1 protein-coding gene is annotated in these 246 nt (G+C 66.7%); it reads left to right on the top strand.

Going from position 1 to position 246, the window contains the following annotated elements; translation table 11 throughout:
- Nucleotides 1–246: c-type cytochrome (locus tag ACLJNW_RS27640; RefSeq protein WP_410961763.1), on the top strand; the 246-nt coding region annotated here is incomplete at both ends.

Raw genomic sequence — 246 nt, 5'->3', positions numbered from 1 at the left:
AAGCTGACGTCCCTGCTCGTCGTGCTGCTGGCCGGCGTCGCCCTGAGCGGCTGTCACCGTAGGGATCCCAATTCGCCCGAGGCCCAGCGCCAGGCGATCTTCAAGGAAATGCTACGGACCAGCGAGGACATGGGCGGGATGCTCCGCGGACGCCTGCCCTTCGACGCGGAGAAGTTCCGTGCCGGATCGGCGAAGTTGCACCAACTGGCCGACCAGCCCTGGCAGTACTTCCCCAGTCCCAAGGCC

Origin of the sequence: Salmonella sp. SAL4457, from assembly GCF_046548235.1 — a bacterium.
Taxonomy (GTDB): domain Bacteria; phylum Pseudomonadota; class Gammaproteobacteria; order Enterobacterales; family Enterobacteriaceae; genus Salmonella; species Salmonella enterica.
This window is presented reverse-complemented; position numbering and strand designations above follow the sequence as displayed.